Source organism: Neochlamydia sp. AcF95 (genome assembly GCF_018342455.1).
Lineage (GTDB): Bacteria > Chlamydiota > Chlamydiia > Chlamydiales > Parachlamydiaceae > Neochlamydia.
On record NZ_JAEMUC010000026.1, the window covers coordinates 21,204 to 36,522 of the forward strand.

The 15,319-nt window shown below is 37.0% G+C and carries 12 protein-coding genes; 8 read left to right on the forward strand and 4 right to left on the reverse strand.

What is annotated here, in order from left to right:
* Nucleotides 1-233 precede the first annotated feature (233 nt).
* The 6 genes from prfB to proS all read left to right on the forward strand — a co-directional run bounded on the left by prfB (nucleotide 234) and on the right by proS (nucleotide 6,910).
* A protein-coding gene (gene prfB, locus NEOC95_RS02130) for a peptide chain release factor 2 (RefSeq protein ID WP_207391847.1) occupies nucleotides 234-1,329 on the forward strand; the annotation gives its coding sequence in 2 pieces (ribosomal slippage) (nucleotides 234-302 and nucleotides 304-1,329; 1,095 coding nt in all).
* On the forward strand, nucleotides 1,326-1,838 hold the full coding sequence (locus tag NEOC95_RS02135) for a GNAT family N-acetyltransferase (protein ID WP_166158226.1): 513 nt from the start codon (nucleotides 1,326-1,328) through the stop codon (nucleotides 1,836-1,838). Before prfB ends, NEOC95_RS02135 begins: the two co-directional genes overlap by 4 nt.
* 44 nt (nucleotides 1,839-1,882) lie before the next feature.
* Entirely contained in the window at nucleotides 1,883-2,560 is a 678-nt protein-coding gene (locus NEOC95_RS02140; RefSeq protein ID WP_166158223.1) for a hypothetical protein, read from the forward strand.
* Between the two features lie 45 nt (nucleotides 2,561-2,605).
* Nucleotides 2,606-3,331 carry a YebC/PmpR family DNA-binding transcriptional regulator gene (locus NEOC95_RS02145; RefSeq protein ID WP_166158220.1) on the forward strand — a complete coding sequence of 242 codons (726 nt, stop codon included), beginning with the start codon at nucleotides 2,606-2,608 and terminating at the stop codon, nucleotides 3,329-3,331.
* Nucleotides 3,332-4,054: 723 nt separating this feature from the next.
* Nucleotides 4,055-5,062 (forward strand): hypothetical protein, encoded by a 1,008-nt coding sequence (locus tag NEOC95_RS02150; RefSeq protein WP_166158217.1) that lies wholly within the window; start codon nucleotides 4,055-4,057, stop codon nucleotides 5,060-5,062.
* A 324-nt stretch (nucleotides 5,063-5,386) separates the two neighbouring features.
* A complete protein-coding gene (gene proS, locus NEOC95_RS02155) occupies nucleotides 5,387-6,910 on the forward strand; it encodes a proline--tRNA ligase (RefSeq protein ID WP_213151200.1) in 1,524 nt (507 codons plus the stop codon).
* Between the two features lie 214 nt (nucleotides 6,911-7,124).
* Here proS and NEOC95_RS02160 read toward each other — a convergent pair whose 3' ends face one another.
* Nucleotides 7,125-7,442 (reverse strand): hypothetical protein, encoded by a 318-nt coding sequence (locus tag NEOC95_RS02160; RefSeq protein ID WP_166158211.1) that lies wholly within the window; start codon nucleotides 7,440-7,442, stop codon nucleotides 7,125-7,127.
* Between the two features lie 98 nt (nucleotides 7,443-7,540).
* Here NEOC95_RS02160 and NEOC95_RS02165 point away from each other — a divergent pair, with 98 nt between their 5' ends.
* Entirely contained in the window at nucleotides 7,541-8,002 is a 462-nt protein-coding gene (locus NEOC95_RS02165; protein WP_213151202.1) for a hypothetical protein, read from the forward strand.
* On the opposite strand, the gene NEOC95_RS02170 is transcribed toward NEOC95_RS02165, so the two are convergent.
* Nucleotides 7,976-8,899, reverse strand: a complete 924-nt coding sequence (locus NEOC95_RS02170) for a TerC family protein (RefSeq protein ID WP_213151204.1) — start codon at nucleotides 8,897-8,899, stop codon at nucleotides 7,976-7,978. The genes NEOC95_RS02165 and NEOC95_RS02170 overlap by 27 nt on opposite strands.
* Nucleotides 8,900-9,362: 463 nt before the next feature.
* Here NEOC95_RS02170 and smc point away from each other — a divergent pair, with 463 nt between their 5' ends.
* Nucleotides 9,363-12,914: a chromosome segregation protein SMC gene (gene smc / locus NEOC95_RS02175; RefSeq protein WP_213151206.1), complete on the forward strand. Its 3,552-nt coding sequence runs from the start codon at nucleotides 9,363-9,365 to the stop codon at nucleotides 12,912-12,914.
* Between the two features lie 595 nt (nucleotides 12,915-13,509).
* Here the strand turns inward: smc and NEOC95_RS02180 are convergent.
* On the reverse strand, nucleotides 13,510-14,283 hold the full coding sequence (locus NEOC95_RS02180) for a DUF4116 domain-containing protein (protein ID WP_166158199.1): 774 nt from the start codon (nucleotides 14,281-14,283) through the stop codon (nucleotides 13,510-13,512).
* Nucleotides 14,284-14,448: 165 nt separating this feature from the next.
* Nucleotides 14,449-14,952: a transposase gene (locus NEOC95_RS02185; protein WP_213151208.1), complete on the reverse strand. Its 504-nt coding sequence runs from the start codon at nucleotides 14,950-14,952 to the stop codon at nucleotides 14,449-14,451.
* Nucleotides 14,953-15,319 lie beyond the last annotated feature (367 nt).

The following is a 15,319-nucleotide window of genomic DNA, read 5'->3' on the forward strand; positions in this document are numbered from 1 at the left end:
GGTGAATTAAAAAAATTAATAACATATAGACAGGGTGGTAAGCCTTTTTCTTTTATTTAATTTTTTCTGCCTTATCTATTATCTTAAGAAGTTGAAATAGATTAAGCTAAATCAAACGAAAAATGAGTTAGGAAGAGCGTAGGTATCCTATTAAAAAGCAATTATATCTATTTTGACTTTTTATGGCTCTATGCGATATATTATTTGACAGCTCTTAACTTATAAGGAAACCTATGAATTCTGAAACTCAGCAACGTTTAAAAACTATTGAAGATAAACTTTTGCATATGTTGAGGTATCTTTGACTTAGCTTCCAAAGAAGCACGCATTAAAGAATTGGAAGCTTTTATGGAAAAGCCCTCTTTTTGGGAGAGTCATGATAAAGCTCAACTAGTAATCGAGGAAGCAAACACTTTAAAGGCTTGGATTGTTCCTTATCAAAATTGCAAGCGGCTTTTCTGCGATCTAAAAGAACTTTTGCCAGAAGCTTATGCAAGTGGTGAGGAAGAATTAGTTAATGAATTAGTCAAAGAACTGGATGGAGTAGAGAAAAAATTAAATGATTTAGAAATTCGCAAAATGCTTGCGGGTGAGCTAGATAATAAAAATTGTTACTTAAGTATTAACTCGGGGGCAGGAGGAACAGAAGCTTGTGATTGGGCTTTAATGTTATCCCGCATGTATCAACGTTGGGCAGTTAAACGTGGATGGAAAGTAGAGCTAATTGATAAGGTAGAAGGCGATGTGGCTGGTATAAAAAGCATTACCTTTAAATTTGATGGAGAATTTGCTTATGGGTATGCTAAAGCTGAGAAGGGTGTCCATCGTTTAGTGCGTATCTCTCCTTTTGACGCAAATGCCAAAAGGCATACAAGTTTTGCTTCCGTAGACGTAACCCCAGAAATTACTGATGATATTGTGATCGATATTAAGCCAGAGGAGATCCGAGTGGATACTTATCGTGCCTCTGGAGCTGGCGGACAACATGTTAACAAAACAGATTCAGCTGTACGAATGACACATTTACCGACCGGGATTGTGGTCTCTAGCCAAACTCAACGAAGTCAAGTGCAAAACAGAGAATCCTGTTACAAGATGCTGCGCTCAAAATTATACGAGAAAGAAGTAACAGAAAGAGAGAACGCCCTCAAAGCACTTTCAGGCGAAAAAAAAGAAATTGCTTGGGGTAGTCAAATCCGTAATTATGTTTTCCAACCCTATACTTTAGTTAAAGATACTCGAACTAAACATGAATCAGGGGATATCCAAGCGGTGATGAATGGTGAACTTGATGATTTTGTAAATGCTTATTTGAAGGAGTTGGAATGACAGAGAAAAAAAACTCTCCAGAAGGAGTAGAGTTGCGGTATTCAGATTTAAGTGATGGAAAGTATTTGAAGCAATGGCTTTTAGATCCCAGCGTGGCCCGTTGGTTTCCTATGTTTGATGAAGTTGAAATAGATGATGCAGTGGCACGGTGGATAGGGTTTAGCCGGTATAAATGCAGCTTAACAGCTACCAAAGAGGGCGTGCCTTGTGGAATTACCACCTTATATTTACAGCCCTATCGAAAGCTTGCTCATCAGTGTGAATTTGGCATTATTGTGGCACCTGAAATGCGAGGACAGGGGGTAGGAACTTTGCTAATCAGTAATCTTAGCCATATGGCTAAAGAAACCTTTAAGATTGAAGTATTACATCTCCAAGTCTATGCAGAAAATCCTGCCATTCATCTTTATACTCGGATGGGTTTTCGCGAATTTGGAAGGCAAACTCATTGGATTAAAGAAAAAGACGGCTTCTATGTCGGACGAGTTTTCATGGAACGTTTTTTATAAGGGTTCAAGAACACTTACCTTTTATTAAAAAAAATTATTATGTTATGACACTAGCTATTTTTCAACAAGAAGTCGAAAATTTATCAGGTATTAAATTAAAGCTGAAAATTAATGACAACCGTTCCACTATGTTAAGTGTACGCTGGGAATCTGATTGCACGAGAGTTTCTTTACATCGCATGTTTTTAGAAGCTCCTCAAGAGGTTATGAAATCTTTGGCTTGTTATATTCGCCAAGAGCATAGGATGATTTCTCCTGAGATCAAAATCTTTATGGAAAATAACCTTAAAAAGCTTGATTATTCGCATACCTTAGATAGATCCAAACTTTCCTGCCAAGGAAAGGTTTATAATCTCCAACATCTTTACGATGAACTTAATGATCAATATTTTGAGGGGAAAGTAAGATTATTTATTACCTGGTTTGGTAAACATACTCAACTTAATAAAAGGTGCGTGACTTTTGGCCTTTATCATCATCCTCTTAAGCTAATAAAAATCAATCGGTTGTTGGATAATACGAATATTCCGAAGTATGTAATTAGCTACATTATTTTTCACGAAATTTTGCATCACATTTGTCCTTCCTACATGGATGAAAAAGGTCTACACCGCATTCATAGCAAAGAATTCAAAGCAAAAGAAGAAAGTTACGAGCATTTTGGCATAGCCCACCAATGGATTAAAAAACAACGTATGCATCTTTTTGCGCATCTTGACTAAGATTGCAGATTTAGAAAAAGCTCTATAAATTAAAGGAATTCTATCATGGCTGGCCATAGTAAATGGGCAAATATTAAACATAGAAAAGGAAAAGCAGACGCTAAAAAAGGCAAAATATTTTCTCGTATTGCTAAAGAGATTATTAGTGCTGTAAAGGTGGGAGGAGGCCCGGAGGCAAAAAGCAATCCTCGCTTAAGGTTAGCTTTAGAAAAAGCACGCGCGGCAAATGTTCCTAATGAAATTGTAGAACGGAATATTAAAAAAGCTTCTAATGCCGATCAAGCAGATTATACAGAGATGATGTATGAACTGTATGGCCATGGAGGAGTAGGAATTATTGTTGAAGTGATGACTGATAATAAAAATCGTGTAGCCTCTGAAATGCGCATTGCTACTAATAAAAGAGGGGGAACGATCGCTACGCCTGGTGCCGTATCTTTCAATTTTGATCGCAAAGGCATTCTTCAGATTAGTAAAGGGCAGGCCTCAGAAGAAGAGCTGTTTTTAAAAGCCACAGAAGCAGGAGCAGAAGATTTTGATAGGGAAGATGAAATGTATCTCATCACCACCGATCCTACTGCCTTATATAGTGTTAAAGAAGCTTTAAATCAAGCGAATATTGCATGCGAGGAAGTTAGCTTAGAAATGATCCCTAAGTCTTTCATAGAATGTAATGAAGAGTGTGCCAAAGCTAACTTGGCATTAATAGAATGGTTAGAAGCGCTTGATGACGTAGATGCTGTTTATCACAACATGAACTTCTCAGAATAATTAATGTATAGAAAGAATTTCCAGCTTAACTTTTTTATCTTTCCCCGCAAAACTTAAAAAGTCTTAAAGCTTTTTTTCTTTGTTTCGATCTTAAAAATTGCCTCGCATGTGGAGGAGTTTATGAAAGCCCTAAATTCCCCTCATCCCCCCAATTTTTTCTTAAGCTTAGTCCACCACAGTAGATAAATTTTATTTTTCTATTTAAGGCGATTTTCAAGAAATGCTTAAGCTTTTGGATGTTTTTTTTCTCTAACACTTAAACTTCTTTAGCTAGATTCAAACGCAAAGGCAGAGTGCTTGGCATCGATTATTAATTTTCTTAATAATACGCTTTTGAGCTACTCCTTATGTACTCCTATACTTCATAAAATCCCTTTCGTTAAGCAGAGAGACATCTTTTAGAGGGGTGGGTATGTAGACTAAGTTTTTTAAAAGCGTATAACAGGTCCATAAAGGCTAAACAGTAAATTTGAAAGCGGGCCTCTTTAGCTCTTTTCTTTTATTTCACCCTATTTAATCTAGCTTTTAAGAGAACTGTTTATAAATCTTTAAATAAAACTTTCTGAGAATATTTAATAGTTTGTTAACCGCTAGCCATTTAGCCTATCTATTTAGTAAATACCAAAGAATTAATCATTAAAGCGTAATTTGCTTTTTGCTTGTGTAAAATATATTTTTGAATATATAGATGAATTTATTGGGCTTGTAATATAGGAGGCATCTATGACGAGTGTATTAAACTCTAAAATAGTAAATATGTTAGAAAACCCGCGGTTTGCAGAAAACCAAAAAGGCAATTTAAATGGGCGCAAAATGCTCCCTTTGCCTTACTATCTACTTAAGAGTGGAGCTGTTATCGGGGGAGTGGCTACAGTAGCTTGTGGCGTAGCTGCCATTGGTTTTTCAACCTTGCCTATGCTGGTAGCTGCATTGGCTTGTGGATTAGTATGTTTGAGCAGCGCGGTAGGCTCTTTTTATATTGAGCGTCTTAGCCACCCTAACAACTCTCATTCTCTTAATTCTCAGCTTCCGGAAAGGATTCATAACCCTAATAAAATTGATGAATACCTTAAAAATGCTAATGAAAATCTTCTTAAGGCGGAGAGCAGTGTAGAAAAGCATACGAGTGAAATAAATGTTCTACATGCGCAACTGCGGCTAAAAGAAGCAGAAATAGAAGATAGAAACAAAATGATTAAGAGTTATCTAAAGATTTTAGAAGAGGGCCGAAAAAATGTTGAAAAAGATTTACAAACTATTGTTCTCTTTTTAAAAGATAGAGGTGAAAATGAGGCGCAAGTACAACAAGTGCTTTCTCTCCTTAACCATATGCGTTCTCTCGCTAGGCGGCAAGAAAAAGAAGAGGAATCCGCAGATTGTGATCGCCTCTTAAAAGACTATCTTAATTTGAATGAGCGCTTGCTCTCTACTCTATCTATTCTTCCTCACTGTTTTGATAAGTATAGAGTCCAGATGAAAACGGAAAGCAATTTAGAAGGTGGGTCTGTTAAAGGCGTAATTAATGTAAAGGATAGCCGAGAACTAGAGATTCAAAATTTGAAAAGCGAGGTTAAAAGGCTGAAAGAAGAGCTAGAAAAACAGTACGCCCATTACCAACTTATTGATCAGATAATCGATCAGAAACAAGAGTTGGAAAAGACCAACCTATCTAAAAGCCAGGAATCGTCAAATCTGTCGCGCAGTTTTATAGTCGTCGAGCCTCATTTGTAGATCATCGAGTGGCCATGAAATTCAGAAGAGTTTTGGAGAATAATGCCAAAGCTCTTTTAATTTTTGCTCTCTAAAATTTAAAAAATCTAGTAAGGTTTATCTCTTACCTTCTATAGAAGGCTGGGAAATGCAATGCTTGAAACAGAGAGGTCTACCTGGCTAAACCTAGGTTTGTCTGATTGAGTAGAGGAAAGGTTATTAGGAGACTTCTAGCAGTGTGGAGGCTAAGTAAATTCCATTCTTTATGCTAAGTAGACTTTTCCTTGTAGGATAACATAAAACCGGCTAGATTAATTGCTTTCATTAATAAAATGGAAGTATCAAATGTCTCAAGCTAAAGTCCAAAGCGCTATTACTCCTACGCGCGAACAAGATTATGCCGAATGGTTTCAGCAGGTAGTTAAAGCAGCTGATATGGCCGAGAACTCTCCTGTCAGGGGGTGCATGGTGATCAAGCCTTGGGGCTATGCAATTTGGGAGAATATCCAACGCCAACTTGACGAACGCATTAAAAAAAGCGGGCATGAAAATGCTTATTTTCCTCTCTTTATCCCCTTAAGCTATTTGGAAAAAGAAGCTGAGCATGTAGAAGGATTTGCTAAAGAATGTGCCGTTATTACCCATCATCGTTTAGAAGAAAAAAATGGCCGTTTAGTTCCTACGGGAGAATTAGAAGAACCGCTTATTGTTCGTCCTACTTCCGAGACAATTATCGGAGAGTCTTTTTCACGTTGGGTAGAATCTTATAGGGATCTACCTTTGCTAATTAACCAATGGGCGAACGTGGTACGTTGGGAAATGCGCCCTCGCATATTTTTGCGCACTACCGAATTTTTATGGCAAGAAGGACATACTGTACATTCTACTGCCCAAGAGGCCTTAGATGAAACCCTGCGAATGCTAGAAATGTATAGAGAATTTGTAGAAGATGTTCTAGCTCTTCCGGTTATCATAGGGGAAAAATCTCCCGGTGAGCGGTTTCCTGGAGCGGTAAGCACCTACACGCTTGAAATGATGATGCAGGATCGTAAAGCATTACAAGGGGGAACTTCGCATTATTTAGGACAAAATTTTGCTAAAGCTTCTAATATACGCTTTAGCAACAAAGCAGGGCAGGTAGAGTATGGGTTTACAACTTCATGGGGAATTACTACTCGTCTGATTGGTGGTATGATTATGTGCCATGGCGATGATGATGGCTTAAGAATGCCTCCGCGGGTAGCAGCAAAGCAAATTGTAATCATTCCGGTCGTCCCGAAGCCCGAGATGGAAGATGAAGTTTGGGCCTATGCGGAAAAGATCGCGCACAGCTTGCAAGAAGTTCAATATGCGGGCAGACCTCTCAGCGTGTGGATTGATAAACGCGACAAACGGGGCGGAGAAAAAAGTTGGGAGTGGATTAAAAAAGGAGTGCCTTTGCGCATTGAGGTAGGACCACGCGATATAGAAAAACAATCGGCAATTGTTTATAGAAGAGATAAACCTCATAAAGAAAAACTTTCCATGCAAATAGATCAGATTCCTACTGAAAGTTTAAGGTTATTAGACGAGATTCAATCGACCCTTTATCAGCAAGCTAAAGAATTCCGAGATGGAAATATTCGCCGCGATATCCATACTTTTCAGGAGATGAAAAGCTTTTTTACTCCCTCCAACATGGATAAACCCGAAATTCATGGTGGATTTGTTCTTGCCAAATGGTGTGGAGAAGAGGGAACAGAAAAAATGCTTGATGAATTGAAAGTTTCTATCCGCTGCCTGCCCATGCATCAAAGCGGGACGCAAGGTAAATGCATTTTGACGGGTAAACCTGCTACCTTAGATGCTATATTTGCCAAATCTTATTAATCCTAGCTTTATTACCTAGGATTCTAAGGTTTAATTTCTTACTTTTAAAGTTTTTCTTAAAGGGCTTTAAGCTATTAAATTTTTTATAAAAAGAAATTTACCGAATGTAATAAAAGCTTCTATAGCCCTTTGAGTAGGCTGAAAAATGGGGAGATGGGGGGAATAGAAGGAGTCCTAAAGCTTTTAACTTACAGCAATAGAAAATGAGAGCTTGCTATCGGACATATAGCCAATGGCGAGCTACATTTAAAGAGGAAAAGATTTGCTTAGATTGTAGCGGATTGCGGATATTGTTAAGCTCTGTTTCTAATTTGTCGTCCATCTGTTTTTTTTGTTGTTGAAGCTCCTGCCAATTGCTATCCGTGAAATTTTCTTTTTGAGAAATAAAGGTGGTCAATTGCTCTGGAGAAATTTCTAGTTCTTCTAAAAAGGCATGCGTATCTTCATCTAGCTTTTCTAAACGAATAGCCAGCTCTCGCATTTTCCTTTCATTTATATTTAGTTTTTCTTCTAAAATGTCGGGAGAAAACATAAATAACCTCTTTAAATGAGCGATAACTAACAGCCTATCATCAAATTAAATAAAATTCAATTATTAATTAGTATTTACTGCTTTTTTAAGGATGGACCATGCTAAATCTAATTTACTTTTTTCCTGTTGGTGGAGCTGTAATAGGGATAGTGAGCGTGCTTATGACTTGCTTTTTGCTAAGAAGAAGGCTAAAGAGGAGCCAGCATGACTGGGTTACTCAATTAGATAAAACTTTCAATCAAATGGATTTATTGCCTAATGCGCAGGAGCTTTTGGAAGACAATTTACAGGAGATTATAGAAGATTTAAAAAATCAGATTCCTATGGGTGCTATGCTTTTTACTAAGGCAGTATCAGGAAAAATTCAAGCTTTAGTCAAAGAGAATATTTTAAAAAGAATGCCTGCTTTAAAAGAAAAAGCCTTAGTATGCCTGTCTTCTAAAATAAAAGTGGAAAAATTGCTTTTACCTTTAATCCGCTCAGAGCTTTATACTCTATTATTTTATGGAGCGCTAATGGGATTTTTAGTAGGGCTACTCACCCTTATGTTGATTTTTTAAAAAAGACAATCCAATAGAAGCACTAAGAATAATGAAAATTACACTTAAGGTCACCCCAATAGGAAAATGTAAAAAACCTGAAAGCAGCATTTTTAATCCAATAAATATCAAAATAATAGCTAAGCCATAATGAAGATAATGAAAAAGGCGTAGCATGTTGGCTAGCGCAAAATAAAGGGAGCGCAGTCCTAAAACAGCAAAAATGTTAGAAGAGTAAATAATCATTGCATCCTGAGTAATACCCATAATGGCCGGGATGGAATCTATAGCGAAGACAACATCCGTTGTCTCGATAGCTAAAAGTACAAGAAAAAGAGGGGTAGCGAAAAGTTTTTTTTCTTTTCTTACAAAGAAATTATCGCCTTCATAGCCTTCTGTCAAAGGAAAATAGCGCTTAAAAATTTTAATAATTAGATTGTTTTCAGGAGAGTTGCCAGCAGTAGAAGTTTTCCCTAGCTTAACACCTGTAAAAATAAGGAATGCGCCAAATAAATAGATTACCCATGAAAAAGTCTGGATTAGAGCTATCCCGCAAAGGATAAAGAAGGCCCTCATAACGATAGCTCCCCAAATGCCCCATAAAAGAGCTTTATGAGTGTAGCGCTCGGGAACTTTAAAGTAAGAAAAGATGATAAGAAAAACAAATAGATTGTCTATACTCAAAGAATATTCAATAAGATAGCCTGTTAAAAAGCTTAAGGCATCTTCAAGCCCTCTTGTCCAGTAGATCCCTAAATTGAATGCTAAGGCAAGGCCAATCCAAAAACTTGTAGCGACGAGGGCTGTCTTTATGGAGGGTGTTTTTTCTTTAGCGTGAAAGAATTTAAAATCCAGCCAAATAAATATTATAATGGCAAGATTGAAAAGAAGCCAAAAACTGATCGTGTTTTCAAACATAGCGTTTATACTCTGAGCTTTCATAATCATCTATATTCTCGAATGAGCGGAACTTTTACTCAACCGACTCTCATTTTCCTGCGCTGTTATTTTTTCCCAGTTATTTGATTTTTAGCTTTAAGAATAAAAACAGCGGAAATTTGCTTTATCTTTTGATTTTTTAAGAAAATTTAGCTTTAGCAGAAAACCCCATCTTTTTTCAAGCTATCCCAAGAATTTTCTTTTTAAACTCTTTTAAAGAAGAAATAAAGTTTTTTATGCTCTTTGCTTGTTTTTTTATAGAGACCCTCTTCTGTTCGATAGAGCTTAACCCATTTTCTCTAGGAGAAAGCTTTCCTTTATTCTATTTAAAAGAACAAACCGCTTTCTAAGATAGCTTGCTGCTAGGCCTATTCTATATTGAAACAGAATCTCTCATTCTATATCCTAGAAGGCAATTATTAGTTAAAGTAAAGGTTGGAGTATGCAATTAAAAAAGATAAAACTTTTCGGATTTAAGTCATTTGCAGAAAGCACTACTCTTGAATTTAACGAAGGGATTACAGCTATTGTAGGCCCCAATGGTTGTGGAAAATCTAACATTGCCGACGCTTTTCGATGGGTATTGGGTGAGCAATCTGCTAAGTCGATGCGTGGCCATAAGATGAATGATGTTATTTTTGCTGGTACCTCTACACGTAAAGCTCTTAATTTTGCCGAAGTGGCTATAGTATTGGATAACACTGATAAAACTTTACCCATTGAATATACCGAAGTAGCTGTTATGCGACGCCTTCATCGCAGCGGGGAATCTGAGTACTTTATCAATGGCCATCAAGTACGCCTTAAAGACATACATAGTCTTTTGCTTGATTCAGGTATGGGTAAAGATGCTTATTCTATCTTTGAGCAAGGGAAAATTGATCAGGTTATTAACTATACTCCTTTAGAAAGGCGCTACATTTTTGAAGAAGCTTCAGGAATTCTTCGTTTTTTGCAACGTAAACGCGAAGCTTTGCGCAAGTTAGAGCAATCAGATCAGAACCTGATGCGAGTTAAGGATATTCATTTAGAAGTTGAAAAGCAAATCATTGTTTTAGAGCAGCAAGCTGAAAAAGCGCGCCTTTTTAAAGAGCATAAGCAACAATTAGAAATCTTGGAAAAAGGCATTTTTGTTATTAAATATGAAAACTTACAACATAGATGCCAAGAGATATTTAAAAAAGAAGAAAAGCAGAGGTTATTGCATGCAGAAATGCTAATGACGATAGAAGAGATGAAAAAAGAATTACAAGCAGCCAAAGCTATTCAAGAAGAGAGCGAATTGGATCTACGTAAGCAGCAAGAAAAGCTTTATCAAACTCAGAGTGAAAAAGAGATCAAGAGACGTGAAAAGCTTTCCTATCAAGAGCGTTTAAAAGAAACGGTTACAAAAGAGAAGCGCTGGCAGCACGAACTGGAAAATATGTTAGAAAAACGGCAGATGCGGCTAGCTGAAAAAGTTAACATACAGAAGCAGCAGCAAGAGAGGGAAGAGTGCTTGCAACAGATGTTAACAGCTTCGCAAGAGCAACGCGATAAAGTTAAAAGTATGGAAAACGAGTTATCTGCCGTGCGCGAGCAATATCAGCAGGCTCAGCATAAGCTGATAAAATTTGTACAAGCCGAAAGTGAGATAGAAAGTAATCTTAAGCAAAACAATGTACGATTAGAGAATCATCAAGAACGCCGAGAATATTTACTAAACCGTCAAGAACGCTTAAACGAGTTAATTAAAGAGTTGCAATTTCAAGTTATCGAGAAGAAGAAAATTGTGGAAGAAGTGGTTGAAATTGTAGATAGCCAAAGAGAAATTTTGAATGAGCAAGAGCAGCAGATCCAGTTATTGAGCTCTGAAATCAATGGCCTCCAATCTAATTACATAAACTTTCAAAGTGAGCTAGCTGAAGATAAAGCACGCCAGAATGTTCTTTTAAGATTGCGCGAGGATAAAGAAGGCTTTACGGCTAGCAGTAAACGCCTTTTGCAAGAATCATCCAATGTTAAAAGCCCTTTATACAATAAGATTTATGGCTTATATGAATATCTAACTCCCCAAGAGGGAGCTGAAAAGGCTTTAGCCCAGATCATGAAGCCTTATGCGCAGACTTTAGTGGTCCATACACCTCAGCATCTTAAAGAGGTAATGGAATATGCAGCCGCAAATAAGCTAAAAGACTTTTCTTTAATCTGCCTTGATCGCCTGACCGCATCGCCCCTCGAGCTATCCCCTCCCTCTTCTAAAGCTAAAGAGTTAGCCCATCTTGTTGCGTCTCCGGTAGGCTTAAAGCAACTTTTGAAGGACTGTTTTATAGTTGAAACATTCGAGCAGGCTGAAGAGCTTTCTGAAAATTTCCCTGGAGCTAGCATTTGGATAATAGACGGTTCTTATATCGATAGGCATCGTGTCTTTTTCTCGCTTTCTCAAGGGGAAAATAATGTTTTTCTACGTGAAGCTGAACTTAAAGTTTTACATAAAAGCGTAGAGGAAAAAGAGCTGCAAATAGATGATCTTCAGGCGAGATTGAAAAAATTAAAAGAAAGGCAAACCCAACTTCAATTAGAAAGAAATGAGCTGGATAAAGGTATTCGCCGAGAGGAAATGAAGCTGGTAGAAGTAAACTTTGCTTTACAACGAACGCAAGCAGATCTAGAAAAAGCGTTAAATGAAGTTAAGCAGCTTGAAGCTGAAAATAAAGCTCTTGAGCTAGTTAGCGAGCAAATCTTAAGCCTTCTTAGCGAACTTCAGTTAAAATATCATGATGCCAAAGCAATCTTAGAAATTGAGCAAAAATTAGCGACCTCCCTTCAGGATGAAGTGGAGAAAAGATTACATCTTCTAAAAAGCGCCCGTCATGAGATGCAAGAAAAAGAAGCTATTCTCCAGGAGATAGCCGAAGAAAATCGCAAGCTTGTACATGCCTTAAATGTATTAGAGGTCAAGGATGTGGAGAGTCAGCAACATGAAGAGCATTTGTTAGAAGAGATTGAAAATGGACAGCAAGTAAAAATTCAGCTCAAGCAAAGTGTACAAGAATTTGATTCCATGTTAGAGAAAACGGAAGGAAATTTGAAAGAATTGGTAAACTTGCTTGCAGAAAAAGAGCAAATAGCTGCAGAAAAAAAATTAACTCTTGCTGGAATGGATGAGCAATTATCTCGGCATTACCATGAGCTAAAACAGCTAGAAAATGAGCTCCATCAAACGGCCATCCAGTTAGCTCATATAGAATCTTCCCGCCAATCACTAGAGAATGAGCTGCAGCAGCGTTATCAAATAACCATTCATGAAGTTAAAGCTTTAAATCTTCCTTTAGAAAAAAGTATGGAGCAAGGAGAGAAGAAAATTCGTGCTTTACGCCAAACGATTGAGTCTGCAGGTGATATCAACATGACATCTATTCATGAATTTGATCAACATAAAGCTCGTTATGAATTTTTGAATCAACAGATTGATGATTTGAACGGATCTAAACAAGAGCTTATACAAATCATTGCTCACTTGGAAGGAGAAAGTAGAAAGATTTTTAAGGAAACTTTTGAGTTGATTTGCCATAACTTTAAGAAAAACTTTAAAATTTTATTTAATGGAGGGGAAGCTGATCTTCAATTTACAGAAACAGAAGATATTCTCGAAGCGGGTATAGAAATTATTGCGCAGCCCCCCGGTAAGCAGATGCGTTCGATTAACTTGTTGTCTGGAGGTGAGAAATGCCTAACAGCCCTAGCTTTATTATTTGCTATCTTTGAAGTTAAGCCTGCGCCTTTTTGCATTTTAGATGAAATTGATGCTCCCTTAGATGATACAAATGTGGAAAGATTTGTCAATGTAGTAAAACATTTCTTAGAAAAATGCCAATTTATCATCATTACCCATAATAAAATTACAATGTCGATTGCCGATGTGCTCTTTGGTGTCTCGATGCAAGAACGCGGAATATCTAAACTTCTCTCCCTCGAATTTTCCAACCACTCTGTCTCTGCCTCAACTTTATAGAAAAGATGGTGAGAAAAAGAATAATAATTCAAATTTCTTAAAAGAGAGAGGTTTTTTAAATAAAAATGTTAATTTTATTAAAAAATTTAATAAAAGAAAATTTGTTTTTCTCTTTTTATAATAATACGCTTTTGAACTACTCCTTATCTATCCCCCTACTATATAAAATCCCTTTCGCTAAGCAGAAAGACATCTCGCGGATGGTTGAATATGTAGATTAAGTTTTTTAAAGCGTATAAGTATTTATCCCTTTAGTAATTCCCTTGGCTTGTCTCAAGCGAACAAAAAGCTTACACGAAGCTATCTCTTAGTAAGAAAGAAAAAATTCCCCTCTAGTTGCTCTTAAGTAGATATCTATAAATAGTAAGCGGTCACGGGATATAAAAGGGAGAGGCAAAATCTTTTTATTTTATAAAGGCTTTGTATGCTAATAGCCAATAAACTTTTAGCTTAGGGATGTCTTTGCTTTCGATCTGGTTCAAATGGCTAAACTCCCGGCATTGTTTACAATAAATTTTTTCCTCTCCTGGTTATTAAAGAGGATTTTTTAGGAAGAGATTTCGCACTTAAGCGATGACTTTAGCTTTTTGTAAGTTTATTCGCTTGTAGCTAGGGCAATAATTATTGGATCATTTTGAAGCTCTTGGCTAGCATACTGAACGGCTGAAGCATCTTGTTGAACAGCGGTAAGTACCACCTCTCTATCGTTTTGAAGTTCTTGGCTAGCATACTTAAGCGCCAGACCATTTTGCTGTACAGCGGTAAGCACCACCTCTCTATCGTTTTGAAGTTCTTGGCTAGCATACTTAAATGCCAGCCCATTTTGTTGTACAGCGGCAAGAACAAGTTCTTTATTATTGCAAAGCTTGGGGGCAGCATACTTAAGGATCAAACCATCTTTCCGAACCTTTGCATAAAACACTCGATAATATACTTCCTCAAACATGTTGTTAGAGTTCATCGGTGCCTCGTTAGTATACTCAAGATCCGAACCGTTTTGCTCCTCAGTGGTAGGATCTATTTTTATATCGTTATCAAGCGGTAGATTGGCAGGGGCAGATGTGCCATCATCATGCTTGATTGGTTCTATCCCAGCGTTTTTATTGTAATTTTTTCTATGAGCAAAATCATAAATCCCAACTATTATATTTCCTAATACAGGGAGCAACAAGATTATACAGCGACTAAAGCTTTTTAGGCTAAGATGGCTATAGTAAGAGCTTTTAGGCATACTCTCTTTTTGCTTGATAGGTAAAATAACAGCTTTTTGAAAGATATAGACTAAATTAGTTACAGTGCTAACAAAAGGCAAGTAGTCGCTCTTATTAACGATGAATCGGCAGGTATTAGATAAAAAATTTGTTCGCATGGTAATCCTTTATTTATCAAATCTTATAAATTACAATTTAAAAATAATCCTATTTAAAATCAATAAAGTAGTTTAAGATATAAGCAGTTTAACTTACATGAAAATTATATAAAATTGTTTTTCTGAGCCTATCCCGATAATCGACCTATCCAGAACATTATAGGACTAAAATTTAACAATCCTTTCCAAGATTTTTCTAAACTTCCGTTGTTGCCAAGATATTGCTCTTTCAACTTGCCATCTCCATTTCTTAAGCTGGCAGACAACTACCTCAGCTTTCTTGATAGCCCCCATTCTGCGCCTAGGTATAAATGGGTATATCTTTCTTATTAGCAACTTATCTCTAAGTTCCTCAGAGTCGTAGCCTTTATCAGCTTTTAAAATAGGTATGATTGGATGGAATTCATAGAGTCTTTGCAGCTTACCTTGATGCGGATCAATCAGCTTTTCCACCTGTTTCCTTTCATCTCCTTTAGCACTGGTTACTTCAATGCTTAATGGACTGCCATTGCCGTCTACCAGAAGATGGGTAGTCATGCCTTTACCCTTGTAACCATAGCCTATTAGCTCATCGCCTCCCTTTCTCCCTAAAAAAAAACCATCAATGGCTAGTTTTTCCCAATTAATCATTCCCGTCACATCTGCGCATTCCTTTAAGGCCGATAGCAAGCTATCTAAAGTTCCATCTTCTTGCCATTTACCTAGTCACCGATGAGTAGCAGATCTTGATCCCCAATTCGGTCTTTTAGGAAGATCATACCAACGCGAACCGGTAATCAAAATTCAAAATAAACTATTACAAATCTTTCTCCAGGGAGTATGCGGCTTTCCCCTTAAATTTTTTGGAGGATTCGGCGGCAAAAGCGATTGTAAGATTTTCTATTGAGTATCTGTAAGTCCTTCAAATCTTCCTGGCATACGTCTTCTCCTTTCTAAAAAAGAAAAGCTTGCATCATAAATTTATATTTTTCAATATTATCGGGATAGTTTCAGAGACTTAAATTTTTCAAATCTCATCAATAAATAAACGCTATTG